This is a genomic window from Pseudomonas berkeleyensis (genome assembly GCF_014109765.1).
Classification (GTDB): domain Bacteria; phylum Pseudomonadota; class Gammaproteobacteria; order Pseudomonadales; family Pseudomonadaceae; genus Aquipseudomonas; species Aquipseudomonas berkeleyensis.
Map to the genome: position 1 here is coordinate 634,733 of NZ_CP059139.1, position 23,237 is coordinate 657,969.

Here is a 23,237-nt window from a genome sequence, read left to right on the forward strand (position 1 = left end):
AGTGGTTTGATGAGGTAATGCAATGACTGAACGTCTGAATAACGACTTCCAGTTCATCGAAGTCGGGCGCAAAGACCCGAAGAAGAAACTGCTGCGTCAGCGCAAGAAGGAATTCGTCGAGATCTACGACAATTTCAAGCCGGCGCAGGCTGCAGACCAGGCGCATCGCTGCCTGGGCTGCGGCAACCCGTATTGCGAGTGGAAGTGCCCGGTGCACAACTTCATTCCCAACTGGCTCAAGCTGGTGTCGGAAGGCAACATCCTGGCCGCCGCCGAGCTCTCGCACCAGACCAACACCCTGCCGGAAGTCTGCGGCCGCGTGTGCCCGCAGGATCGCCTCTGCGAAGGTGCCTGCACCCTCAATGACGGCTTCGGCGCGGTGACCATCGGTTCGGTGGAGAAGTACATCACCGACACCGCCTTCGCCATGGGCTGGCGCCCGGACATGTCCAAGGTCAAACCGACCGGCAAGCGCGTTGCAGTGATCGGCGCCGGCCCGGCCGGCCTGGGTTGTGCCGACGTGCTGGTGCGCAACGGCGTGACCCCGGTGGTGTTCGACAAGAACCCGGAAATCGGTGGCCTGCTGACCTTCGGCATTCCCGAGTTCAAGCTGGAAAAGACCGTGCTCAGCCGCCGTCGTGAAGTCTTCACCGGCATGGGCATCGAGTTCCGCCTGAACACCGAGATCGGCAAGGACGTGACCATGCAGCAACTGCTGGATGAGTACGATGCCGTGTTCATGGGCATGGGCACCTACACCTACATGAAGGGTGGCTTCCCAGGTGAAGACCTGCCGGGCGTCTATGACGCGCTGGACTTCCTCATCGCCAACGTCAACCGCAACCTCGGTTTCGAGAAGGCGCCGGAAGACTTCATCGACATGAAGGGCAAGCGCGTCGTGGTGCTGGGCGGTGGCGACACCGCGATGGACTGCAACCGCACCTCGATCCGTCAGGGCGCCAAGGCCGTGACCTGCGCCTATCGTCGTGACGAAGAGAACATGCCGGGCTCGCGCAAGGAAGTGAAGAACGCCAAGGAAGAGGGCGTGAAGTTCCTCTTCAACCGACAGCCCATCGCCATCGTCGGCGACGGCAAGGTGGAAGGCATCAAGGTGGTCGAGACCCGTCTCGGCGAACCGGATGCCCGTGGCCGCCGCAGCCCCGAGCCGATCCCGGGCTCCGAGGAAGTCATCCCGGCCGAGGCCGTGTTGATCGCCTTCGGTTTCCGTCCGAGCCCGGCGCCCTGGTTCGAGCAGTTCGAGATCCAGACCGACAGCCAGGGCCGCGTCGTGGCGCCCGAGCAGTCGCAGTTCAAGCACCAGACCAGCAACCCGAAGATCTTCGCCGGTGGCGACATGGTGCGCGGTTCTGACCTGGTGGTGACGGCGATCTTCGAAGGCCGTAACGCCGCCGAAGGCATCCTCGACTACCTCGGTGTCTGATTCGTCTCGTATCTGCGCGGCTGCGACCTCCCCGGTCGGTAGTCGCGCGGGTCGATGGCGAAGCTCTCCAGGCGTGAGCGCAGGGTTGTTGGCTTCAGCTCCAGCAACCGCGCCGCGCCGTCCTTCCCCGATATCCTGCCTGCGCAGGCCGTCAGCGCCGCGATCAGGTTTTCGCGCATCTGCCGGCGTTGCTCGCCCTGGGTGAAAATCCGCATTTCCTGTTCGACAGGTGGCTGCGATGGCGCGTCGTTGCCATAGTCGTTGGGCAGATCCAAACGCAGCCGGGTGCCGGGTGAGATGATCACCGCGCGCTCGATCAGGTTCTCCAATTCACGAATGTTGCCCGGCCAGGAATAGGCCTGCAGGCGCTGGATGTCGGCCAGGCGCAGGCTGGGCTCAGGGCGGTTGAGCTGGCGGCAGGCGCGGCTGAGAAAGTGCTGCGCTAGCGGCGGAATGTCTTCCGGGCGCTGACGCAGCGGCGCCGACTCGATGGGGAAGACGTTGAGGCGAAAGTACAGGTCTTCACGGAAGCGGCCGGCGCGCACTTCCTGGCGCAGGTCTCGGTTGGTGGCAGCGATCACGCGTACATCCACCTGACGGGTACGGTTGTCGCCGACCCGCTCCAGCTGCTGTTCCTGCAGCACGCGCAATAGCTTGCTTTGCAGCTCCAGGGGAATTTCGCCGACCTCGTCGAGAAACAGCGTGCCGCCGTCGGCCAGTTCGAAGCGCCCGACGCGGTCGTTCAATGCGCCGGTGAAGGCGCCGCGGATATGGCCGAAGAACTCGCTCTCGAACAGTTCACGCGGCACCGCCGCGCAGTTCACCCGGATCAGTGGGCGGCGGCTGCGTCCGCTGTTGTCGTGAATGGCGCGGGCGATCAGCTCCTTGCCGGTGCCTGACTCGCCGGTGATCAGCACGTTGGCGCCGGTGGGGGCGACCAGTTCGATCTGGTGGATCACCTGCTGCATGGCGGCGCTGCGCCCGACCAGATCGTGCTGGGCGTACTCGCCACGAATTTCCTCCTGCAGGTAGGCATTCTCCAGCTCCAGGCGTTGCTTGAGTTGCTGCACCTCGCTCAGTGCCTGGCGCAGCCGGCGCTCGGTTTCCAGGCGCTCGCTGATGTCGCGAAACACCACCACGGCGCCGACCAGTTCGCCGTCGTCGCGCAGCGGCGTACTGGTGTAGTCCACCGGGATCGGCTTGCCGTCCTTGTTCCAGAACACCTCGTCGGCCACCTGGTGCACTTCGCCGTCGTTGAAGGCGGCGTAGATCGGGCAGGTGTGACCGTCGTAGGTGCTGCCGTCGGGATGATGGTGGTGGATCAGGTCGTGAATGTTATGGCCGATCAGGTCATCGGCCCGCCAGCCGAGAATGCGTTCGGCCGCCGGATTGACGAAGGTGGTCTCGCCATTGCGGTTGACGCCATAAATGCCCTCGCCAGCGGCGCCGAGGATCAGCTGATTCTGCCGCTCGAACTGGCGGAAGATGCGTTCCACGCCCTGCCATTCGAGCAGCCCCTGGCGTTGATAGCGCTCGGCTTCGGCCAACCCGCGCAGGGCGTCGAGGCGGCGGCGCTGCTGGATCAGCAGGCCGAGCAGGGTGGTGCCGTCATGCTCCAGTCGGCTGCCGTCGATTTCCACTTCCAGGCGCTCGCCGTCGCGACGCAGCAGCCCGAGGCCGTCGCGCCAGGCATTGCCGCGCACCTGCACTTCTTCGGTGAAGGTGACCAGTGCTCCAAGGTCATGCGCCCAGAGACGGCTGGCGCGCAGTGCGAGCAGTTCATCCTGCGGCCAGCCGAGCAGGGCGCAACAGGCTGGATTGGCATGCAGGATGCGGTCGTGGATTGGATCGATGACCAGGCTGGCGCTCTGCATGTGTTGCAGCAACAACTGGCTGGCGGCATTGGGATCGGGCATCGCTGAGCTCTCGGGATTGACCTTTCAGTTCGTCATCCAAAGGGCGTGCCAGTTGACGAAATATCGTTTTTTAGGATGACGAATTCTCGTGAATGACGAGAATTCGTTTTTCATTTATTGGATAAAAATCTTTATTTTTCAATTGCTTATTTTTGTTTTTGAGCTGGTACAGCTCCTGCAGTAGCTGACATGAACCGGCCAGCAATGGCCCAGCCCAGTCAGCGTCCGCCTCACCAATCTGGGGCAGGCCATCGCAGGAGTGATCACGATGAGCGTCAACAGCCTGGACGATCCATTCAGCCCCGACAGCGAGCTTTCCCATGCCGCCGGGTGTGCTTGCCAGCGTTGCACGCCGAGTGCCGCTGCGCTGCCCGATAGCAGTGAAGCCATGCTCGATCGCGCGGTGGAGAACGCCATCGTGCGCGGCGTGTTCGGCCACAACGATTTCTCCCGGCGCAGTTTCATGGGGATGATCGGAGGCGGTGTCGCGGCGGCGATTCTGGGCAGCCTGATCCCGTTGGATGCGGTCAAGGCGGCGGTCAAGGACAGCCTTGGCCCGCTGGAAAAGACCAAGCTGAAGATCGGCTTCGTGCCCATCACCTGCGCCACGCCGATCATCATGGCCGAGCCGATGGGCTTCTACGCCAAGTATGGGCTGGAAGTGGAAACGGTGAAGACCGCCGGCTGGGCGGTGGCGCGCGACAAGTCGCTGGCCGGCGAATACGACGCCTCGCACATGCTCTCGCCGATGCCGCTGGCCATCAGCCTGGGGCTGGGTTCGACGCAGACACCCTTCGTCATGCCGGCGCTGGAAAACGTCAACGGCCAGGCCATCGTGCTCGGCATGCAGCATCAGGACAAACGTGATCCGAAGCTGTGGAAGGGCATGCGCTTCGGTGTGCCGTTCGAATACTCGATGCACAACTTCCTGCTGCGCTATTACGTCGCCGAGCATGGCCTGGATCCGGATCGCGATATCCAGATTCGTGTGGTGCCGCCACCAGAGATGGTCGCCAACCTGCGCGCCGGCAACCTCGATGGCTTCCTCTCGCCGGACCCGTTCAACCAGCGCGCGGTATGGGAAAAGGTCGGCTTCATCCACCTGCTGACCAAGGAGCTGTGGCCGGGCCACCCGTGCTGCGCCTTCGCTTGCAGCCAGCGCTTCGCCAGCGAGAATCCCAATACCTATGGCGCGCTGCTGCATGCGCTGATCGATGCCACGCAATATTCCTCCAAGGCCGAGAACCGCAAGGCCGTGGCTGAGGCAATCTCCACCCGCAACTACCTCAACCAGCCGGTTCCGGTGGTGCAGCAGGTGCTCAGCGGGCGCTATGCCGATGGTCTGGGCAACATCCATGACGAGCCCCAGCGCATCGACTTCGATCCGTTCCCCTGGCAGTCGATGGCCGTGTGGATCCTCACCCAGATGAAACGCTGGGGCTATCTGCAGGGGGATGTCGACTACCGCGACATCGCCGAGCGGGTGTTCCTCGCGGCTGACGCCGGCAAGGTGATGACCGAGCTCGGCCTGCCGGTACCGGCGGATGCCTACAAGTCCTTCAGCGTGATGGGCAAACCCTTCGATCCGGCTGATCCGGACGGTTATCTGGCCAGCTTCGCCATGCGGAGGTCGTGATGAAAACGTCCATTTCCATGCGCGCGGCACTCCTCTCCGCGGTGCTGTTGGTGCTGCTACTCGCCATCTGGGAGGTGCTCTGCCGAGTGCCCGCCAGTGCGGCAGTCAGCGCCGATGACGAATACGCCCTGCTCATGGGCGAGGCCGAACAGGAGGCCCGCGTGCCGCCGCCTTCGGTGGTGCTGGCGCATGCCTACGCCGAGCTGAGCCAGCCGTTCTATGACAACGGGCCGAACGACAAGGGCATTGGCATCCAGCTCGCGCATTCGTTGTACCGGGTACTGACCGGCTACCTGCTGGCGGCGCTGGTAGCGATTCCCATCGGTTTCGTCATCGGCATGTCGCCGCTGATGTACCGCGCGCTCAACCCCTTCATCCAGATTCTGCGGCCGATCTCGCCGCTGGCCTGGATGCCGCTGGCGCTGTTCGTGATCAAGGATTCGCAGACCTCGGCGATCTTCGTGATCTTCATCTGCTCGGTATGGCCGATGCTGCTCAATACCGCCTTCGGGGTGGCCGGTGTGCGCCGCGACTGGATCAATGTTGCCCGTACCCATGAGCTGAGCCCGCTGCGTACGGCATTCAGCGTGATCCTGCCCGCTGCCATGCCGACCATCCTCACCGGCATGCGCATCTCGGTGGGCATCGCCTGGCTGGTGATCGTCGCCGCCGAGATGCTCGTTGGTGGCACCGGTATTGGCTACTACGTGTGGAACGAGTGGAACAATCTCAACCTGGCCAGCGTGATCTTCTCGATCCTGATGATCGGCGTGGTCGGCATGCTGCTCGACCTTCTGCTGGGCAGCGTCGCCCGTCTCGTCAGCTACCAGGAGTAATGTCATGTCCCGCTATTTTCTCGATGCCCGCCGCTTGGCCAAGCGCTTCCCGCAACCTGGCAGCGAGCCGCTGACGGTCTTCGAAGACGTCAGCTTCGGCCTCGACCAGGGCGAGTTCGTCTGCATCATCGGCCACTCCGGCTGCGGCAAGTCGACCATCCTCAATGCACTGGCCGGCCTGGACAGCTTCAGTGAAGGCACGCTGGAAATGGCCGGCAAGGAGGTTGCCGGGCCCAGCCTCGAACGCGGTGTGGTGTTTCAGAATTACAGCCTGCTGCCTTGGCTCAGTGCGCTGGAGAACGTCGAGTTTGGTGTACGTGCACGTTTTCCAACGTGGTCGAAGGAGCAGCGTCGCGCGCATAGCCGCAAGTACCTGGAAATGGTCGGCCTGGGCGGCTCCGAGGCGCGCAAGCCGGCGCAGCTGTCCGGCGGCATGCGTCAGCGCGTGAGTATCGCCCGCGCCTTCGCCACCCAGCCGCAGTTGCTGCTGCTCGATGAGCCCTTCGGTGCGCTGGATGCCCTGACCCGGGGGGTGATCCAGGACGAGTTGATCAAGATCTGGAGCGCCACCAGGCAGACGGTGTTCATGATCACCCATGACATCGATGAAGCAATCCTGCTTTCCGACCGCATCCTGCTGATGACCAACGGCCCGCAGGCACGTATCGCCGAGTCGGTGCGCATCGACCTGCCACGGCCACGGCAGCGCGACCAGGTGATTCATCACCCGGCGTACTACCGCATCCGTAACCACCTCGTGGACTTTCTGGTGAACCGCTCGCACGAGCTGCGCGGCTGCACCGTGGCCGACGAGCAAGGCTTCCCGCCCGAAATCAACCCCGCCCTGGACGAGCCAGCACCTGCCGCCAGGGTTGTCCCTCTGACCCCCGTGAAGGAGTTTCACCATGGATAAGCAACAGATGCGCACCACCATCACTGCCGCCAAAGAGCGCCTTGGTCTGGACTGGGCTGCGCTTGGCCAGGGCATCGGCATGTCGCCGGTGTGGACGACGTCGGCCTGCCTGGGCATGAACAGCATGCCCAAGGCGCAGGCCGATGCCCTGTGCGAGATGCTTGAGCTACCGGAGGAGGTCTCCACCGCACTGCAGGCGTTCCCGCACAAACACTGGGACAAGGCCGTGCCCACCGATCCGCTGATCTACCGCTTCTACGAGATGATCAACGTCTATGGCGAGACCATCAAGGAACTGATCCACGAGGAATTTGGCGACGGCATCATGAGCGCCATCGACTTCAGCATGGACATTTCCCGCGTCGCCGACCCCAAGGGTGACCGCGTGCAGATCGTGCTCAACGGCAAGTTCCTGCCCTATCGCAGCTGGTGAATCGTCGCGGCATATCGTCGCGACGGACAAAAGGCACGGCACCCGCCGTGCCTTTTGTTTTGCGCTCTGCGAAAATGCCCGCACTTTTTTCTAGGACTCTGCCATGACCGCCCTGAAGAACGACCGTTTCCTTCGTGCCCTGCTCAAGCAACCCGTGGATGTCACGCCGATCTGGATGATGCGCCAGGCCGGCCGCTATCTGCCGGAGTACCGCGCGACCCGGGCCAAGGCCGGCGACTTCGTGAGCCTGATGAAGAACCCGGAGCTGGCCTGCGAGGTCACCATCCAGCCACTGGATCGCTACCCGCAATTGGACGCGGCGATTCTGTTCTCCGACATCCTCACCATTCCCGATGCCATGGGCCAGGGCCTGTACTTCGAGACCGGCGAAGGACCACGCTTCAAGAAAGTGGTCAGCAGCCTGGCCGACATCGAGGCGCTACCAGTGCCGGATCCGGAGAAGGATCTGGGCTACGTGATGGACGCTGTGCGCACCATTCGCCGCGAGCTGGGTGGCCGCGTGCCGCTGATCGGCTTCTCCGGCAGCCCGTGGACGCTGGCTACCTACATGGTCGAGGGCGGCTCGTCGAAGGACTTCCGCAAGACCAAGGCCATGCTCTACGACCACCCGCAAGCCTTGCACGCGCTGCTCGACAAGCTGGCGCAGTCGGTCACTGCCTACCTCAACGGGCAGATCCTGGCCGGTGCGCAGGCGGTACAGATCTTCGATTCCTGGGGCGGCGCGCTGTCGGCTGCGGCCTATCAGGAGTTCTCCCTGGCCTACATGAAGAAGATCGTCGATGGCCTGATCCGCGAGCACGACGGGCGTCGTGTGCCGGTGATCCTGTTCACCAAGGGTGGTGGCCTGTGGCTCGAATCCCTGGCTGACACCGGCGCCGAAGCACTGGGTCTGGACTGGACGTGCGACATCGGCAGCGCCCGCGCCCGTGTCGGTGCCAAGGTTGCCCTGCAGGGCAACATGGATCCGGCGGTGCTCTACGCCAAGCCGGCGGCGATTCGTGCCGAGGTGGCGCGCATCCTGGCCGCCTACGGTGCAGGCAGCGGCCATGTGTTCAACCTTGGCCATGGCATCACCCCGGAAGTCGACCCGGCCCACGCTGGCGCTTTCTTCGAGGCCGTGCACGAGCTGTCGGCGCAGTATCACCAGTAAGCCGCAGCCGAGCGGCCAGGTCTTTACGCCTGGCCGCTAGCGATCCCCGGCGCGTGGTGCAACGGGGGCCAGGCGCTCCTTGTTCTTGCGCGGTGGAATCAGGCGCACGCTGATCACGCTGTCCGTCGTGCCGTGCTCGAACAGGCTGTCGCTGGGTTTGGGTTTGCCGCCGAAGAGCGACGGATTACCGGAGAACCCCACGGGTTCCTGCGGGATGCCACGCGGGCTGAGATCCAGCTGGCCGTTACCGTTGCTGTCCTGGAACACCTGTATGGCATAGCGGCCGGGCGGCAGATCGCTCAGTCGCAGTGGTGTTTGCGTACCCTGCAGTTCGAGCAGGCTGGGCTGCCAGTCCTGCTGGTCGGCGGGTACCAGCGCCAGGTACAGATTTGCCTGATCCTGCTTGCCTTCTACCTGGATCAGCAGGTCGCCTGCCTGGATCGACTGGCAAGCGAGTAGCGGAACCAATAGGCAAAGTTGGCACAGGCGGGTTACGGTTTGAAGAAGTCTCTGTGGCATAATTTGCACATTTTGCAGGGAATGCGCCGCGAATGCGTCATGTTTTAGTCGTCCACTTCTCACAGACTGGCCAATTAGACCGCTTGGCGCAATCGGTCTGTGCGCCGCTGCGCGAGTGCGACGGCATCGAAGTGGATTTCCTGACGCTGCAACCTGCCCAGCCTTTCCCCTTTCCCTGGCCCTTTCTCGGTTTCTTTCGCATCTTTCCCGAAACCGTGCTGATGAAGCCGCAGCCCTTGCTGCCGCTGGCCGTGGATGCCGACAAGCGCTACGACCTGGTGATTCTGGCGTATCAGGTCTGGTTCCTCTCGCCCTCGCTGCCCTGCACCAGCTTTCTCGCCTCACCCGAGGCCGCCCGTTTGCTGAAGGACACGCCGGTGGTCACGCTGATCGGTTGCCGCAACATGTGGCTGATGGCGCAGGAGAAGGTCAAGGCGCGCCTGCAGGCGCTGGGCGCGAAGCTGGTGGACAACGTCGTGCTGACCGATGCCTGCGGTACGGCGGCGAGTTTCCTGGCCACGCCGCTGTGGATGTTCACCGGCCGGCAGAAGCCCTATAGCTGGGTACCGCGCGCAGGCATCGACGAGCGGGAATTGGCGGCAGCCAGCCGTTTCGGCGACGCTATGGCGCGCCGGCTGCTCGCTGACCAACAGCCCATCGAGACACCGATGCTCGCTGGCTTGGGCGCGGTGAAAGTGGATGAAAAACTGATCGCCAGCGAAAAGGTCGGCAACCGTAGTTTCACCCTGTGGAGCCGACTGCTCTCGGCGCTCGGCCCGCAGCAGAGTCGCCGTCGCGGCGCCGGGCTGGTGCTGTATATCGTGTTTCTGATTTGCCTGATTCTGACCGTGGTGCCGATCACGGCGGTGTTGAAAAAATTGCTGGCGCCGCTGTTCAAGGGGCGTATCCAGAGAGAGAAGGCCTACTTTGCCGGCCCATCCGGCGAGTGAAGTGACCCGAGGTAAGACCGTGGTAACCCCTGTATTCATCAACCGCATCAGCGCCTGCCTGCCGCACGAGCCTGTGGATAACGAGCAGATGGAAGCGCGCCTGGGCATGGTCGGCGGCAAGCCGTCGCGCGCGCGCAAGCTGGTGCTGCGCCGCAACGGCATCGTGCAGCGTCACTATGTCATCGACCCGGCGACCGGCGAGCAGAGCATGAGCAATGCGCAGCTCAGCGCCGAAGCGATACGTGGCTTGCAGGGCGAGGGTTTCGAGCTGAACCAGCTCGACTGCCTGGTGGCCAGCACCTCATCACCGGATCAGGTGATGCCGGGCCACGCGGTGATGGTGCATGGCGAGCTGGGCAATCCGTCCTGCGAGGTGGCGACCACCGCCGGTATCTGCCTGTGCGGCATGACTGCGCTGAAATACGCCTGGATGAGCGTGGCCAGTGGCGAGAGCCGCACGGCCGTGGCCTGTGGTTCGGAGGTCGCATCGACCCTGATGCAGGCGCGCAACTTCAACGCCGAATACGAAAGCCGTGTCGATGAGCTGGAAAAGCATCCGGAGATCGCTTTCGAGAAGGATTTCCTGCGCTGGATGCTGTCCGATGGCGCTGGCGCCGTGCTCCTGCAGGATCGCCCGAATCAGAACGGCCTGAGCCTGCGCATCGACTGGCTGGATATCTACTCCTTCGCCGATCGGATGCCGCCCTGCATGTATGCCGGTGCCGACATGCAGGACGACACCCTGCGTGGCTGGAGCCGCTACGACGCCGACGAGCGCGCGAAGCAGTCGGTGATGGCGATCAAACAGAACGTCAAACTGCTCAACGAGAACATCGTCAAGTACACTGTGGAAGAGGCGCTGCGCCGGATCATGGCGCGCCGCGAGCTGCGCGTGGCGGATATCGACTGGTTCCTGCCGCACTATTCCTCGGAGTTCTTCCGCGAGCCGCTGGCCGTGGGCCTGGCCAACGTCGACCTGCCGATTCCGATGGAGCGCTGGTTCACCAACCTGACCAGCAAGGGCAACACCGGCGCGGCATCGATCTTCATCATCCTCGAAGAGCTGTTCAATGGCGGGCGCCTGCGCAGCGGCCAGAAGCTGCTCTGCTACGTGCCCGAAAGCGGGCGCTTTTCCAGTGCGTTCATGCACCTGACGGTGGTTGGCGATGAAGCTTGACGAAGTTCCGCAGGATCCCGGCTCCGCGTATGGCGGGCACAGCAAGCTGCTTTACGCGGTCGATGAAAGCGGCCATTACCAGGGCGCGCAGAGCGTCGGCTGGGATCCCGAATCCTATGCCACGCAATTGGCCGTCGCCGAGCTGGAGGCGCAGGAGGCCGAGGCTCTGGCGCTGTGGCAGCGTGGCGAGTTGTCGCCGCTCAAATGCCTGATGTACCGCTACCGCATGGACGAGCCGGCGCTGTCGCAGATCACCGGCCTATGGCAGTGGCGGGTGCGCCGGCACTTTCGTCCGGAAATCTATCGCTGCCTGAGCGCCTCCGTGCTGGCGCGCTACGCCGAAGCCTTCGGCCTCACCGTCGACGAGCTGCGTCGCTACCAGAGAGAGTTGCCATGACCGCGTTCCAGCACCGCCAGAGCGCCCACTGCGAAAGTGGCGTCATGGCCAGTCTGCTCACCCATGCCGGTTTGCCAATGAGCGAGCCGATGGCATTCGGCCTGGCGTCTGGTCTGGCCTTCGCCTACCTGCCCATCGTCAAGATCGGCGGCATGCCGCTGATTGCCTATCGCATGCCGCCGCGCCACCTGATCAAGACGCTGAGCAAACGCCTGGGCGTACGTCTGACCAGCCGCACCTTCGCCAAGCCCGAGCAGGGTCGTGTCGAACTCGACCGGGTGCTCGACAGTGGCCGGCTGGCTGGTCTGCAAAGCTCGGTGTTCTGGCTGCCGTACTTCCCGCCGGAGATGCGTTTTCACTTCAATGCGCACAACCTGTTGGCCTACGGCCGCGAGGGTGATGAGTATCTGCTCAGCGACCCGGTGTTCGAGGAGCCGGTGCGTTGTGCCAGCGCCGATCTGCAGAAGGCGCGCTTCGCCAAGGGCGCGCTGGCGGCCAAGGGCCTGATGTACTACCTCGACGACGTGTCGCCGGAGCAGGATTGGGAACGCCTGATTCGGCAGAGCGTGCTGTCCACCTCGCGTATCCTCGACGGCATGCCGCTGCCGTGGATCGGCATTCGCGGCATCCAGCACCTGGCCAAATGCGTCGAGGCGCTCGACCCGGCGCAGAACAAGTACAACCGCCTGTACCTCACCCATATCGTGCGCATGCAGGAAGAAATCGGCACCGGCGGTGCGGGCTTCCGCTTCATGTATGCCAGCTTCCTGCAGGAGGCCGGCGAGAAGATCGGCGACGCCAGCCTGCAGGAGGCTTCGTCGCGTCTGACGGCGGTGGGCGATGACTGGCGCCAGTTCGCCTCGGCCTGCGTGCGCGCCAGTCGCAGCAAGGGTGAGACGCCGGACTTCCGGCCGATCGCCGAGATGCTCCGCGGCATCGCCGGGCAGGAGCGGGTGCTGATGAAAGAGCTGGGCGCCTGGGCCAAGCGCAAGGGTTGAGGCAGGTGCGGTGGGCTGAAGCCCACCCTACGGAGGCGCATCTCAGCACTGTAGGGTGGGCTTTAGCCCACCACCACCATCAACAAACCAGGTTAAAGCTGCAGATGCAGCACTTCGATTTCTGTCGTCAGCTCGGCAAAATCCTGGGCTTTCGTGGTCGCTTCGACCAACACAGCCTGCGCCTGAAAATCCCCGTTCTCGTCGATCACCACCAGCAACGCCTGGCTGATGGTGCCATCGGCCAGATCCAGGGCGGCCAGCATCTGTAGCTGTTTCCACACGTTGGCCCCAGCGCCGATAAACAGGTTCGGCCCTTCCAGCCCCAACTGCGAGGCGACATGGAAGCCGGCCGCATTGCTCACGCTGTTGACGAACTCGAAGGGCTTGGGCTGGCGCTGGTGTACGCAAACGGCATCGAGCAGCGCGCCCATGGTGGCGCGGGCCGGGTGACGCGAGGCCAGGTAGAGGCCGCAGTCGCTGCGCACCTGCGCCCTGAGAGGCGCGCTGCACAGCAGTGCCTGCAGGATCATGCGGTCGATGCGCCGTGGCGGCGCGGCCAGCCACTGGCCTAGTGCGGCTTTGAGATCCTTGTCGGAGCAGCTCGCATTTCCGCGAACGCTGCAGGCGGCGATGACCTGCTTCATGTCTGGCTCTCCGCGCAGCGTTGCAGTACCAGGCTGGCGTTGTTGCCACCGAAGCCGAAGAAGTTGGCCAGCAGCAGGCTGTCCGCTGCCACGCAGGTCGGCTCGGTGCTGAGTGGCAGCAGGGCTTCGGCGGCATAGTCCAGGCCTGGCAGGTTGGCGAGGTTCTCCATCAGCAGCAGGGTCTCGCTGAGGCCGCAGGCGCCCAGGGTATGGCCGAGCCAGGGCTTGAGCACGGACAGTGGCGGCAGGTCGTCGCCGAACAGCAGGCGTACGCCATTGCTCTCGGCGCGGTCGTTGGCACCGGTGGCGGTGCCGTGCAGTTTCACCAGGCCGATCTGCCTGGCGTCGACGCCAGCGCTGCGCAGGGCCTCGCGCATCACCCAGTCGATATGGCTACCGTCTTCGCGGGTGGTGGTCAGGTTGCTGGTGTCGCAGGCGCTGAAGCCGCCGAGCAGCTTGGCCAGTGGCGCCTCGCCGGGTTCCCGTGCAAGCAGCGTGGCTGCATAGGCCTCACCGAGAATCAGGCCATCGCGCTCCGGATGGAAGGGGCGGTAGGCGCCACTTGGGCTGGTCAGGTCGAGGGCGCCGAAGCCTTGCTGGGCGATGGCGCTGGGTGTCTCGAAGGCCAGGACTAGCACACGTTCGTAGAGGCCGGCAGCTAGCATCCGCGCGCCATACAGCAGGCCGTTGGCTGCGCTGGTGCAGGCGGTATTGAGGGTGAAGGCATCGGCGAAGCCCCAGCGTTGGCGCAGGTCTTCGGCCAGCAGGTCGAGTGAGGTCGAATGTTCTGGGCGAAAGCCGCCTTCTGCGGCGATCAGTTGTTCGAGGTCGTCGATATCCAGGCTGGTGCTGGCGATGATCAACAGGCAGTCATCCAGCGCACCTAGCTGTTCGCCTAGGGTTTCGCCGAGCAGTCGGTCGCAGCGCTGCTGGCGGCTTTCAGCGCTGCGGTTTACGGCCAGGTAGGGGCGCGGCTGCTGCAGTTCATGCAGCTGGAACGAGCTCGGCACAGGCAGTCGGCCGGCTCGCAGGGCCGCGCTGGCGGCGTGCAGGTCGGTGCCGAGGGCACTGTGCAGAGCGCCGCGCTGGAGGTAGATGGGCGTCACTGCTTCTGCCTGATAAAGGCCGCGATGCTGGCGATGCTGCCGAGGATACGCCGTCCGTCCTTGGCCCCTTCGATGCGCACGCCATAGTGTTGCTGCAACGCCAGGGAGACCTGCAGGGCATCGAGGCTGTCCATGGCGATGCGGCTCTGCTGACCGAACAACGGTTCGTCATCGGTGATGCTCTGCCAGTCGATGTCGTCTTCCTTGTCGCACTCACGGATCAGCAATTGCTTGAGTTCTTGTTCTAGTAGTGTGTCGTCCATTGCGTTTGCTGCACTCGTTTGCGGAACAGGTAAAGCCCGCCACCGCCCAGCACCAGGGCGAACAGCAGAAGACGGGCACAGTCAGGGGCGATATCGGCCAGGCTGCCCTGGCCCACCAGCAGGGTCAGGAAGGCGTCCAGCGCCCAGCTCATCGGTGAGATCTCCGCCAGTTGGCTCATGGCTTCGGGCATCACGCTCTTGGGCACCATGATGCCGCCGATGGCGGCGAGGATGATATTGAGACCGCCGCCGAGCAGCAACGCCTGTTCGCCGCTACGCGCCAGGGCTGCCAGCAGCAGGCCCAGGCTGCAGGCGGCCAGGCTCAGGCTCAGCGCCAGCAGCACGTAGGCCAGTGGCGAGCCAGGCAGGCTCAGGCCGCTAAGCCCGAGCAGCGGTAGCACGTATACGCCGATGGCCAGCAACAGAGCGAACTGCAGCAGGTTGATCGCCAGATAAGGCAGCAGCTTGCTCAGTACTAGGGTGGTGGGGCTCAGGCCCAGCGCGCGAAAGCGCAGCAGGGCGCCGCTCTGCTGTTCACGCTGGAAGCCGCCGGCCATCGGTAGGGCGACGAAGAACATGCCGAAGATCAGCCAGGCCGGCACGCTCAGTTGGCTGGCGTTGGCCTTGCCGCTCAGTTCGCCGCTGGCCAGCATCTGCCGTTCGCTGATCTCGCTCTGGGTGCGCTGGCGGATCAGTTGCCAGCGTTGTTCGGTGCTCATGCCCGCATCCAGCGCGTCGCTGTCTTCCAGGTAGGCCAGCAGGCGGGTCTGCGCCAGGGCGATGTTCAGCGCTGCGCGCAGGCGTTGGCGTGTCTGGCCATCGGTACGCGGGGGAAAGCTCAGCGTGGGGCCGATGTGAGGCGTTTCCAGCAAGGTCTCGGAAAAGTTCCTGGCCAGGCTGATGCGTGGCAGGGGTTCTTCGCTGCTGGCGAGCAGGTGGCTGCCCGGCAACTGTTCCTGCAGCGAGTGCTGGAAGAACGCGCTGGCTTCACTGCCTTGCTCGATCTCCAGCACCAGGCTCAAGGGGGGCGGCTGGTCACGCAGGTAGTTGGACAACGCGGCGGCCATCAGCACGAGAAACAGGATCGGCATGATGAACAGCACAGCCAACGCATGCGGGTCGCGAAGCAGTAGCAGGTATTCCTTGCGCGCCAGCGCCAGTAACGGGCTCACAGGCGGCCTCCGTTGAGGCTCAGGTAGAGCTGTTCCAGCGAAGGTCGGCCGAAGCGTAGCAGGCTCGGTGGGGTCGGCTGCGTGGCGAGGAACTGGGTGATCGCCAGCAGTTGCTGGCTGTCCAGATTGCCGATGCGCAGGCCGTCGGGCAGCGTCTCGGCGCTCAGTTGCAACTGGTCGAGCAGTTCCTGAAAGCCAGCGGGAACCTGCTCCGGCCATTCCAGCAGCAGGCCGTGGCCGCCATCGAGCAGTTGCTGCTTGTCCACATCGAGGCGCACCTTACCTTCGTGCAGCAGCAGGATGCGCCCGGCCACACGCTCGACCTCGTCCAGATAGTGGCTGGTGTAGATCACCCCATGACCTTCAGCGGCGAGCCGCTCGACCGCATCGAGCAGCATCTGCCGGCTGGCGGCATCGACGCCGACGGTGGCCTCATCGAACAGGTACAGGCGCGCGGGCTGGAGCAGGCCGATGGCGAAGTTCAGGCGGCGCTGCTCGCCACCGGACAGGCGCGCGGCGCGGCGTTGCAGCTTGTCTTCGAGAGCGCTGCTGGCGATGCACAGCTCCAGACGCTGGCGGCGCTGGGCACCGTGCAGACGGTAGAGATCGGCGAACAGCGCGAGGTTCTCGGCCACCGTGAGTTGGGCGTAGAACGCCAGTTGCTGTGGCACCAGGCCCAGGCTGCGCGGGCCGTGCCAGCGGATCTCACCTTGTTGCAGGGTCAGCGTATCGCTGAGCAGGGCCAGCAGCGTGGTCTTGCCGGCGCCGTTACTGCCGAGCAGGCCCAGGCATTGGCCTTCCTGCAGTTGCAGGTCGATGCCATGCAGGGCGAAGGTGTCTGCGCCCGGATAGCGGAAGCTGACGTCACGCAGCTCAAGCACGGACGAGTACCAGCAGCAGTTTGCCATCCAGCAGCGGCTGCGTACCGGCATGGATGGCGAAGGCATAGAGTGCGCCAGCCGGGCTCAGCGCCTCCTGTTGGGCGCTGACCAGCAGCGGTTCTGCACTGCGTGTGACCGGGTGCAGATTGAGCTGGGAAAGTTTGCCGACCAGGGCCATTTCAATGGCATCCGCTTCGCCGTATAGGGCACCATGTGCGGCGCAAAGCTGGGCCGCGGCTTCGAACAGCAGGCAAGGTGAGGCATTTTTGCCAAGCTTGTCGAGGTGATGCCAGGCGCTGAGACCGCGGATAGTGAGTTTGTCGTGATCGACCAATGCATCCAGCCAGAGAGCATCGCCCTGGTGCGGCAGCAGTGTGTGCAGTTGGGTGCGATCCATGGCGGGCGGTCGGTACGTACGGGCGACGCAGTGTAACAGAGGCAGGGATAGAGGGAGGATGCAGTGACGATCTGGCAGTTGGTGGCTTTTGTGATGCTCAGCGCAGTGCTGGTGGGAATTTCCTGGCGCACACTGGGCAATCCGCGCAGTCACGGTTTCTATCGTTTCTTCGCCTGGGAAGCGATGGCGCTGATGCTGGTGCTCAATGCGCCGTCCTGGTTTGGCGACCGTGGCGAGCTGAATCAGCGCATATCCTGGGTACTGCTGAGCCTTTCACTGTTGGTGCTGTTCGCTGGCGTGTACCAGATGCGCCGTTTCGGACAGGCCGGTACGCAACGTCAGGATGATGAGCTATTCGCCTTCGAGCGCACGTCGCAACTGGTGACGGGCGGTATCTTCCGCTACATCCGTCATCCCATGTACTGCTCGTTGCTGTTGCTGGCCTGGGGCATCGCGTTCAAGCGCATCGATGCGCTGATCGTGCTGCTGGCGGTGCTTTCCAGTGTGCTGCTGTGGTGTGCGGCGCGCTGCGAGGAGCGCGAGTGCCTGGCCTATTTCGGCGATGCTTATCGCCAGTACATGGGCCGTAGCTGGATGTTCCTGCCACTCGTGCTCTGAGTGGCTGCCGAGAGCAGGAACTGCTCTCGGCCATGCCCTTTGCTTACTTGACCTTGGCGTACTTGGCCTTCAGCGCGACACCGGCCATGATGGCGCCGGCGTGGCATTCGTATTTGCTGTCGTCGCGGTATTCCTTGTTCTTGTAGTTGCTGGCCAGATCGACCACGGCGTTGGCGCCTGCGGCCTTGGCCGAGTTCTGCAGTTTGATCAGCGCCGATTGCAGCGCCCAGCTGCAAGCCGCTTCATCGGTCTTGTTGAAGGCGTTGGTCTTCTGGCTGGTGGTGACGTTGGCGTTGATGATCTGTGCGCCAGCCGGCGTCTTGTTCAGGAAGAACTTCACCGAACCGTCGAGACGACCGGCCTGGGTGGCTTCGTTGACTACCGACTGGAAGTCGAGGAAGTGAGCGGTGTCGCGCGCCTGGCTGAGGCCGGGCAGCAGGGCCACGGAGAGAAGTGCGGCAGTGGTCCAGACTTTTGCTTTCATGGTTATCTCCTTGAATATCACTGTTGCAGGGATGTCAGTTTCTAGAACGAAGGTTTGCTCAATTCCTGCTGGATGCTGCGATCCAGATTATGGATCCACTTGTTGTAATTGCGATGGATCTTGCCGTTCTTGTAGCCGAGGTTCTGGCTGTCGCGATAGCGGATCGAATAGCTCGATGCGCTATAGGGAATGGTGATCTCGGCCTGGTGGCTACGGCGCTCGATCAACGCCATGATGTTCCCCGGATCGGCCCGCTCGACTGTCCATTGGCGGCTGTGCAGCGCAGCGAGGATAGCTCGGCGCATATCATCCTCACTCCTGACCGCCGAAGCTGGTGTACGGTTCTCAATGTTCATCACCGGTTTCGACGTACAGGCCGCGACGCCCAGCAGCAGGGCAGCGATAAGGCCAAATCGAGTGAAACGAGACATCATCCGTGTTCCTTGTCTGTTGAAAATCAGTGCCAGCGCTTGAAGATCAGCGAGGTGTTGACGCCACCGAAGGCGAAGTTGTTGTTCATCACGTACTCATGGCTCATCTGGCGGAACTCGCCGCGTAGATAATCCAGCTCACCGCAGGCCGGGTCGATCTCGTCCAGGTTCAGGGTGTAGACGTAGCTGTCCGAGTTCATCATCTCGATGCTGAACCAGGACTCCAACGCCCCGCAGGCGCCCAGGGTGTGGCCGAGGTAGCTCTTCTGCGAGCTGATCGGCATCTGCGGGCCGAACAGGCTGCTGGTGGCCAGGGTCTCGGCGACGTCGCCCTGCTCGGTGGCAGTGCCATGGCCGTTGACGTAGCCGATGGCGGAAGGTTCCAGGCCGGCGTCATCGAGCGCCAACTGCATGGCGCCGCGCATGGTCTCCTGCACCGGTTTGGTGGCGTGCTGGCCGTCCGAGTTGCAACCGAAGCCGACGATCTCGGCATGGATGGTGGCGCCACGGGCGAGGGCGTGTTCCAGCTCTTCGAGCACCAGGATGCCGGCGCCTTCGCCGATCACCAGGCCGTCACGGCCGCTGTCGTAAGGGCGCGGGCTGGTGTGCGGGGCGTCGTTCTTCAGACTGGTGGCGTAGAGCGCGTCGAAGACCATGGCCTCGGTCGGACACAGCTCCTCGGCACCGCCGGCGAGCATCATCTTCAGGCGGCCGAACTTGATCGCCTCGTAGGCATAGCCGATGCCCTGGCTGCCGCTGGTGCACGCGCTGGAGGTGGGGATCAGACGACCCTTGAGGCCGAAGAAGATGCTGATGTTGGCCGCCGTGGTGTGCGGCATCATGCGGATGTAGGAGTTGGCGTTGAGGCCGTCGGCCACCGAGTTCAGCAACATGTTGCCGAAGGCCTTGACCTCCTCGGTGCTGCCGGTGGACGAGCCGCAGGCCACGCCCATGCGGCCATCGGCGATGCACGGATCGCCGAGCAAACCGGCGTGTTCCAGCGCGCGTTCAGCCGCGAACACCGCCAGCTTGGACACCCGGCCCATGCTGCGGGTCTGTTTGCGATTCCAGTGCTTGGGCTGGACGAAGTCATCCACCGGCCCGCCCAGGCGGGTGTTGAGCTCGGTGAAACGATCCCATTCGTCCATACGGCGGATACCACTCTGGCCAGCCTTGAACGCGGCCGAGATGGTTGGCCAGTCGCTGCCCAGCGAGGTGATGCCGGCCATGCCGGTGACGACTACACGTTTCATCAACACAAACCACCATTCACCGCGAGAACCTGGCGGGTAATGTACGCCGCCTCGTCGGACATCAGAAAGTTCACCGCACCCGCCACTTCTTCCGGGGTGCCCATGCGCGCTGCCGGGATCATCTTGAGAATCTCCTCCACGGGTACCAGCTCATCGAGGATCTCGGTATCGATCAGCCCCGGCGCCACGCAGTTGACCGTGATCTTGCGCTTGGCCAGCTCGATGGCCAGGGCCTTGGCGGCGCCGATCACGCCGGCCTTGGAGGCGCTGTAGTTGACCTGGCCACGGTTGCCGACCAGCCCCGACACCGAGGTGATGCAGACGATGCGGCCTGGCGCACGGCGGCGGATCATCGGCATGGTCAGAGGGTGTAGCACGTTGTAGAAACCGTCCAGGTTGGTGCGCAGCACCTGATCCCAATCTTCCTCGGACAGCGCCGGGAAGGCGCCGTCGCGGGTCAGGCCGGCGTTGCATACCACGCCGTAGTAAGCGCCGTATTGCTCGACATCGGCTTCTAGGGTGGCGCGGCAGGCGGCGCGGTCGGACACGTCGAATTGCAGGATGCGCGCCTGGCGTCCCAGCTCGGCGATCTGCGTTTGCACGGCTTCGGCCTCATCGCGGCGCGAGCGGCAATGCAGGACGATGTCGTAGCCGGAACGCGCCAGACGCAGGGCGATGGCGCGGCCGATGCCACGGCTGGAGCCGGTTACGAGAATGGTTTCAGTCATGGGCTTGTTCTTGCGGTTCTTGTAAATAGACCGCCGGTTCAGGCGGGCGGAAAACGTTGAGGCGGGCTTCGGCCTGGATGTCCGGGCCAGTCAGATGGCACTCGAACACACCCATGCCGTTGTCGTCCTGCAACGAGCACAGGGCGCGGATATGCAGCTCGCTGCCGGCGGGGAAACGCTCGACGTTGCAGGCGTACTTGCGCGTGCCGAGCAGGAAGCCCAGCTCTACCGGCAAACCGGCGCGTTTGGCCTGGATGCCGGCGAAGGCGGCAATGGCCTGGGCCATCAATTCGACCCCGCTCCAGGCCGGCAGGCTGCCGTCGGCAGCGCTGAGCAGGCCGTCGGGGCGCACGATGAGGCGCACTTCGATTGCTTCGCTGTCGCAGCTCAGCACTTCATCGAGCAGTACCATGTTGCCCGCGTGGGGCACCAGCTCTGCAACGGGCCACAGGCTCATGGTGCATCTCCCAGGATCAGCGCGACGTTGTTGCCGCCGAAGGCGAAGGAGTTGCTCATCAGGTAGCGACCTTGCTCGCGGGTGAGACGCGCACCCGGCGGGACGAGTTCAAGGGGCGCCAGCTCGGGATCGTGCTGGCCATCCCAGAGGTGTGGCGGCAGCAGGCCGTCACGGTTGTATTCGCTCAGGGTCAGCCAGCAGAAAGCCGCTTCCAGAGCGCCGGCGGCGCCCAGGGTGTGGCCGGTCATGGGTTTGCTCGAGGAGCAGGGCAGGCCATTGGGGAACAGGGCGCGCACGGCTTTGCTTTCCATCGAGTCGTTATGCCGGGTGGCAGTGCCATGCAGGTTGAGGTAGACAATTTCGCTGGCGGCGATGCCGGCGCTGGTCAACGCCTTTTCCATGGCCGCACGGGCGCCGAGGCCTTCCGGGTGCGGTGCGGAGATATGGTGGGCGTCGGACGTGGCGCCGCCACCGAAGAAGGCGATGGGGGCGGGCTCGCGGGTCATCAGGAACAGGGCCGCGGCTTCACCGATGTTGATGCCGTGGCGATTCACCGAGAACGGATTGCAGGGCTCGGCGGAAACCGCCTCCAGCGACGAGAAACCATTCAGGGTCAGGCGGCACAGGCTGTCGACGCCGCCGCAGATCACCGCATCGCACAGGCCCTGATTGAGCAAACGATGGGCGCTGAGCAGGGCGCGGGCGCTGGAGGTACAGGCCGTGGACTGGCAATACACCGGGCCGCTCAGGCCCAGCCAATCGGCGAGGAAGGTGGCTGGGGCGGCCATCTCCTGCTGGGCGTAATCGTATGTGGCGGGCAGTTCGCCTTCGTTGACATGGCGGGCGATGCTGTCGCCGGCCTCGCGGATGCCCGAGGTGCTGGTGCCCAGTACCAGGCCGACGCGATGGGCGCCGTAACGGGCGATGGCTGCCTGCAACTCGGCTTCTATCTGCTGCGCGGCGGCCAGCAGCAACTGGTTGTTGCGGCTGTGCGAGGCCTCGAAACCGGCCGGCATGGCGGGCAGATCGGCATGCACGGCGCCTACCGTCAGGCAGCGCTCGGGTACCCAGCCGGCTTCAGCGCGCATGCCGCTGGTGTCACCGGCAAACAGCGCATCGGCCACGGCCTGCTTGCCTTCGCCGAGGGCGCAGAGCAGGCCGAGTGCATTGAGATAGCCGGGGGTGGTTGAGCGGGGCATCAGTCGCTTTCTTCCAGGGTCAGTGCGCGTATCCGGTAGTTCAGGCCGGTCTTGCCAAGGGTGAAATCCAGGGGGGCCTGGTAGTGGATGTTCCAGTCCGGGCTCAGGCGGCGCTGGTTTGCGCCATCCTGATGCCAGCTGCCGGTCGGGTAGCCCTGCAGTGCGTCGGCGCGAGCCAGGGCGAACAGCAGTGCAGCGAACAGCTCACGTGCCTCGGTATTCGGCGGCAGCAGGCCGTCGCCGCGCCACTCACCGGCTTCCAGCAACTGGCGAGCCAGGGGAATACCGAGCGGGTCAAGCAGCGACCAGCGCAGGGCCGGGCCTTCCTGCTGGATCACCAGTAGCCAGTCCTGACGCACGTCCGCCTGCTCACGCTGGATCTGCAGGGTGAGCGGCAGCGCGAAGGCCAATGCCGGGGCCGCTTGCGGCACGGGGGTGCGTGCGGCGCAGGCGCCTAGCAGCAGGCTGGCGACGAGCAGGAGTATGCGTGGCATCACGGCTTGCGCGCCACCACGTTGAGCAGCGTTTCGTCGCGTTGTCCGACCGGCTTGGGTCGCATCAGCCCCCAGCGTTCCAGCAGGCCGAAGTCCTTGGCGCGGCTCCACCACAGGTAGGGGTAGGAAATACTGCTCTCTTCGAACTGGAAACCCTGCGCGCTGAGCATGTCCAGGTACTGCTCGGCGCTGCGTTGCACGTGCATCGGGTGACGGAACAGCCAGCGGATCACCCAGGTGTCGATGTAGTACTTGGTCGACTCGGCCAATAGCAGCCGGCCACCGGGCTTGAGCACGCGCCAGAACTCGGCGAGTGCCTGCTCCTGTTCCACCAGGTGGTGCAGGGTCTGGTGACAGAACAGCAGGTCGACGCTGGCGTCGGGCAGGTCGATGGCCGCGCAGTCACTGGCGATCAGTTCGACCTCCAGGCCCAGGCGCTCGGCCTCGCGGCGCGAGCATTCGAGGCTGTGCGGATCGGCGTCGAGACCGATCATCCGCGCCGGTGCGAAGGCGGCGTTGAGCAGGCCGAAGGAACGGCCCTGGCCGCAGCCGGCATCGAGCAGCACTGGCGCTTGCGGCAGCGGGCTGCCGCTCAGGCGCACCAGGTCGTTGATCGCGACCCGCAGTACATGGTGTTGCCAGACATGGCTCTGCAGGAACCAGAAGCCGAAGCGGGTTTCTTCGACGTAGGTGGGCGAGACGGGGCGCAGGGCGTTCATCGAC

27 protein-coding genes are annotated in these 23,237 nt (G+C 64.2%); 11 read left to right on the plus strand and 16 right to left on the minus strand.

Features of this window, described 5'->3' with window-relative positions; all coding sequences use genetic code 11:
* Positions 1-22: 22 nt before the first annotated feature.
* The gene (locus HS968_RS02950) at positions 23-1,441 is read left to right on the plus strand and encodes an FAD-dependent oxidoreductase (RefSeq protein ID WP_106737407.1); all 1,419 of its coding nucleotides are present in this window, start codon (positions 23-25) and stop codon (positions 1,439-1,441) included.
* Here HS968_RS02950 and HS968_RS02955 read toward each other — a convergent pair.
* On the minus strand, positions 1,426-3,357 hold the full coding sequence (locus HS968_RS02955) for a sigma 54-interacting transcriptional regulator (RefSeq protein WP_182370077.1): 1,932 nt from the start codon (positions 3,355-3,357) through the stop codon (positions 1,426-1,428). The genes HS968_RS02950 and HS968_RS02955 overlap by 16 nt on opposite strands.
* A gap of 268 nt (positions 3,358-3,625) precedes the next feature.
* Here HS968_RS02955 and HS968_RS02960 point away from each other — a divergent pair, with 268 nt between their 5' ends.
* From HS968_RS02960 to hemE, 5 genes are all read left to right on the plus strand, one after another.
* The gene (locus HS968_RS02960) at positions 3,626-4,993 is read left to right on the plus strand and encodes a CmpA/NrtA family ABC transporter substrate-binding protein (protein ID WP_119692116.1); all 1,368 of its coding nucleotides are present in this window, start codon (positions 3,626-3,628) and stop codon (positions 4,991-4,993) included.
* Positions 4,993-5,829, plus strand: a complete 837-nt coding sequence (ntrB, locus tag HS968_RS02965) for a nitrate ABC transporter permease (protein ID WP_182370078.1) — start codon at positions 4,993-4,995, stop codon at positions 5,827-5,829. The genes HS968_RS02960 and ntrB overlap by 1 nt, the downstream gene beginning before the upstream one ends.
* A gap of 4 nt (positions 5,830-5,833) precedes the next feature.
* Positions 5,834-6,742, plus strand: coding sequence for an ABC transporter ATP-binding protein (locus tag HS968_RS02970; RefSeq protein ID WP_182370079.1), 909 nt, complete (start codon positions 5,834-5,836; stop codon positions 6,740-6,742).
* Positions 6,735-7,175: a cyanase gene (gene cynS, locus HS968_RS02975; protein ID WP_143496574.1), complete on the plus strand. Its 441-nt coding sequence runs from the start codon at positions 6,735-6,737 to the stop codon at positions 7,173-7,175. Before HS968_RS02970 ends, cynS begins: the two co-directional genes overlap by 8 nt.
* 103 nt (positions 7,176-7,278) lie before the next feature.
* The gene (gene hemE, locus HS968_RS02980) at positions 7,279-8,346 is read left to right on the plus strand and encodes a uroporphyrinogen decarboxylase (RefSeq protein ID WP_182370080.1); all 1,068 of its coding nucleotides are present in this window, start codon (positions 7,279-7,281) and stop codon (positions 8,344-8,346) included.
* A gap of 36 nt (positions 8,347-8,382) precedes the next feature.
* Here hemE and HS968_RS02985 read toward each other — a convergent pair whose 3' ends face one another.
* Positions 8,383-8,865 carry a DUF2141 domain-containing protein gene (locus HS968_RS02985; protein WP_238338906.1) on the minus strand — a complete coding sequence of 161 codons (483 nt, stop codon included), beginning with the start codon at positions 8,863-8,865 and terminating at the stop codon, positions 8,383-8,385.
* Positions 8,866-8,897: 32 nt separating this feature from the next.
* Between HS968_RS02985 and HS968_RS02990 the strand changes: the two genes are divergently transcribed.
* The 4 genes from HS968_RS02990 to HS968_RS03005 are packed head-to-tail and all read left to right on the plus strand — an operon-like array spanning position 8,898 to position 12,387.
* The gene (locus HS968_RS02990; RefSeq protein WP_119692110.1) at positions 8,898-9,815 is read left to right on the plus strand and encodes a dialkylrecorsinol condensing enzyme; all 918 of its coding nucleotides are present in this window, start codon (positions 8,898-8,900) and stop codon (positions 9,813-9,815) included.
* Between the two features lie 19 nt (positions 9,816-9,834).
* A complete protein-coding gene (locus HS968_RS02995; RefSeq protein ID WP_182370082.1) occupies positions 9,835-10,992 on the plus strand; it encodes a beta-ketoacyl-ACP synthase III in 1,158 nt (385 codons plus the stop codon).
* Entirely contained in the window at positions 10,982-11,389 is a 408-nt protein-coding gene (locus HS968_RS03000) for a hypothetical protein (RefSeq protein ID WP_182370083.1), read from the plus strand. Before HS968_RS02995 ends, HS968_RS03000 begins: the two co-directional genes overlap by 11 nt.
* Positions 11,386-12,387 (plus strand): BtrH N-terminal domain-containing protein, encoded by a 1,002-nt coding sequence (locus HS968_RS03005; RefSeq protein ID WP_182370084.1) that lies wholly within the window; start codon positions 11,386-11,388, stop codon positions 12,385-12,387. Before HS968_RS03000 ends, HS968_RS03005 begins: the two co-directional genes overlap by 4 nt.
* A gap of 92 nt (positions 12,388-12,479) precedes the next feature.
* Here HS968_RS03005 and HS968_RS03010 read toward each other — a convergent pair whose 3' ends face one another.
* From HS968_RS03010 to HS968_RS03035, 6 genes are read right to left on the minus strand one after another with little or no spacing between them, the layout of a single operon-like run.
* Positions 12,480-13,031 carry a hypothetical protein gene (locus tag HS968_RS03010; protein WP_182370085.1) on the minus strand — a complete coding sequence of 184 codons (552 nt, stop codon included), beginning with the start codon at positions 13,029-13,031 and terminating at the stop codon, positions 12,480-12,482.
* A complete protein-coding gene (locus HS968_RS03015; protein WP_182370086.1) occupies positions 13,028-14,137 on the minus strand; it encodes a beta-ketoacyl synthase N-terminal-like domain-containing protein in 1,110 nt (369 codons plus the stop codon). The genes HS968_RS03010 and HS968_RS03015 overlap by 4 nt, the downstream gene beginning before the upstream one ends.
* Positions 14,134-14,400 (minus strand): acyl carrier protein, encoded by a 267-nt coding sequence (locus tag HS968_RS03020; protein ID WP_106737395.1) that lies wholly within the window; start codon positions 14,398-14,400, stop codon positions 14,134-14,136. Before HS968_RS03020 ends, HS968_RS03015 begins: the two co-directional genes overlap by 4 nt.
* The gene (locus HS968_RS03025; protein ID WP_182370087.1) at positions 14,382-15,572 is read right to left on the minus strand and encodes an ABC transporter permease; all 1,191 of its coding nucleotides are present in this window, start codon (positions 15,570-15,572) and stop codon (positions 14,382-14,384) included. Before HS968_RS03025 ends, HS968_RS03020 begins: the two co-directional genes overlap by 19 nt.
* Positions 15,569-16,453, minus strand: a complete 885-nt coding sequence (locus HS968_RS03030; protein ID WP_182370088.1) for an ABC transporter ATP-binding protein — start codon at positions 16,451-16,453, stop codon at positions 15,569-15,571. The genes HS968_RS03025 and HS968_RS03030 overlap by 4 nt, the downstream gene beginning before the upstream one ends.
* Entirely contained in the window at positions 16,446-16,850 is a 405-nt protein-coding gene (locus HS968_RS03035; protein WP_182370089.1) for a hotdog family protein, read from the minus strand. Before HS968_RS03035 ends, HS968_RS03030 begins: the two co-directional genes overlap by 8 nt.
* A gap of 63 nt (positions 16,851-16,913) precedes the next feature.
* Between HS968_RS03035 and HS968_RS03040 the strand changes: the two genes are divergently transcribed.
* Positions 16,914-17,468 carry a methyltransferase family protein gene (locus HS968_RS03040; RefSeq protein WP_182370090.1) on the plus strand — a complete coding sequence of 185 codons (555 nt, stop codon included), beginning with the start codon at positions 16,914-16,916 and terminating at the stop codon, positions 17,466-17,468.
* 43 nt (positions 17,469-17,511) lie between these two features.
* Here the strand turns inward: HS968_RS03040 and HS968_RS03045 are convergent, their stop codons facing one another.
* The 8 genes from HS968_RS03045 to HS968_RS03080 all read right to left on the minus strand — a co-directional run bounded on the left by HS968_RS03045 (position 17,512) and on the right by HS968_RS03080 (position 23,233).
* Positions 17,512-17,952 (minus strand): excinuclease, encoded by a 441-nt coding sequence (locus tag HS968_RS03045; protein ID WP_106737390.1) that lies wholly within the window; start codon positions 17,950-17,952, stop codon positions 17,512-17,514.
* 41 nt (positions 17,953-17,993) lie between these two features.
* The gene (locus HS968_RS03050) at positions 17,994-18,257 is read right to left on the minus strand and encodes a hypothetical protein (RefSeq protein ID WP_238338907.1); all 264 of its coding nucleotides are present in this window, start codon (positions 18,255-18,257) and stop codon (positions 17,994-17,996) included.
* Positions 18,258-18,409: 152 nt separating this feature from the next.
* Positions 18,410-19,636, minus strand: coding sequence for a beta-ketoacyl-ACP synthase (locus HS968_RS03055; RefSeq protein ID WP_119692100.1), 1,227 nt, complete (start codon positions 19,634-19,636; stop codon positions 18,410-18,412).
* A complete protein-coding gene (gene fabG / locus HS968_RS03060) occupies positions 19,636-20,364 on the minus strand; it encodes a 3-oxoacyl-ACP reductase FabG (RefSeq protein ID WP_182370092.1) in 729 nt (242 codons plus the stop codon). The genes HS968_RS03055 and fabG overlap by 1 nt, the downstream gene beginning before the upstream one ends.
* Positions 20,357-20,821: an ApeP family dehydratase gene (locus tag HS968_RS03065; protein ID WP_119692098.1), complete on the minus strand. Its 465-nt coding sequence runs from the start codon at positions 20,819-20,821 to the stop codon at positions 20,357-20,359. Before HS968_RS03065 ends, fabG begins: the two co-directional genes overlap by 8 nt.
* Positions 20,818-22,020: a beta-ketoacyl-[acyl-carrier-protein] synthase family protein gene (locus HS968_RS03070; protein WP_182370095.1), complete on the minus strand. Its 1,203-nt coding sequence runs from the start codon at positions 22,018-22,020 to the stop codon at positions 20,818-20,820. The genes HS968_RS03065 and HS968_RS03070 overlap by 4 nt, the downstream gene beginning before the upstream one ends.
* Complete coding sequence (locus HS968_RS03075) at positions 22,020-22,514, minus strand: hypothetical protein (protein ID WP_182370097.1); 495 nt, start codon at positions 22,512-22,514, stop codon at positions 22,020-22,022. The genes HS968_RS03070 and HS968_RS03075 overlap by 1 nt, the downstream gene beginning before the upstream one ends.
* Entirely contained in the window at positions 22,514-23,233 is a 720-nt protein-coding gene (locus HS968_RS03080; RefSeq protein WP_182370099.1) for a class I SAM-dependent methyltransferase, read from the minus strand. Before HS968_RS03080 ends, HS968_RS03075 begins: the two co-directional genes overlap by 1 nt.
* Positions 23,234-23,237: the final 4 nt, after the last annotated feature.